This is a genomic window from Sulfobacillus harzensis (genome assembly GCF_012933365.1).
In the GTDB taxonomy this organism is placed as follows: domain Bacteria; phylum Bacillota; class Sulfobacillia; order Sulfobacillales; family Sulfobacillaceae; genus Sulfobacillus_B; species Sulfobacillus_B harzensis.
This window is the reverse complement of the sequence record NZ_JABBVZ010000314.1, coordinates 1-690: the sequence shown is the minus strand read 5'-3', so window position 1 is coordinate 690 and position 690 is coordinate 1. Positions and strand designations below refer to the sequence as shown.

The window sequence follows — 690 nt, the reverse complement described above, 5'->3', positions numbered from 1 at the left end:
GGACTGATTTGAATCCGGCGATATTCGGCTGTGGTACACTCGGCTTTCAAGGGGCAGGTCGGACAGTCGTGCGCTTGATACACGCGCAGGGTCGCCCAATACCCGTTGTCCGAGCGGGCCTGTTTCAGTCCCTGAAACGTGAGACGCCGGCCGGCGGCACAGATCCACTCGTCGTGGGTGTCGTCATACGTCCAGTTTTCCACACGCTTCACTTGACGCTGCCATTTGCGGGTACCCTCTAACCGGTAGGTGTTCCACTTCATCAGGGCCGTGCGGCCCTGCTTTTCCACGTAAGCGAAATTCTCCTCACTGCCATAGCCGGCATCGGCGACGATGGTCTGTGGCAATCGGCCCACCAGCGTGCGCAGGCGTTCCAAATGGGGAATCAAGCAACCCGCGTCGGTTCGGTTTTGGTGCACGCTGTAACCGATGATGGTCTCCGCAAGCTGCTAACTGCTGTTCGTAGCGGCGTAAACGAGGCACCAGCTTCAATCGGAGGTCGCGCACGACCCGCCGCGCTTGCTTCGGAGCCTCCGGCTGCGTGTTGAGTCGTTCCTCCAGTTCCTCGGCCCGCCGCTCGACGGCGTCCGCGTCCAGGGGGGTGGGATCGACTTCTTCTAAATCCCGATCGCCATAGTGGGCGTCTTCCGCCGTGTTGACCTCATCGATGGTCTTCAGAATCTCTTTGAT

Annotated in this window: 1 protein-coding gene and 1 pseudogene; both read right to left on the bottom strand. The window is 60.1% G+C overall.

Annotated features, from left to right (window positions below; genetic code table 11):
- Positions 1 to 419, bottom strand: a 419-nt coding sequence (locus HIJ39_RS23255) for a transposase (protein WP_338055281.1), incomplete at its 3' end; no start/stop codon positions are given.
- Positions 307 to 690: pseudogene (locus HIJ39_RS23250) on the bottom strand (hypothetical protein); the annotation flags it as partial. The gene HIJ39_RS23255 and the pseudogene HIJ39_RS23250, both read right to left, overlap by 113 nt.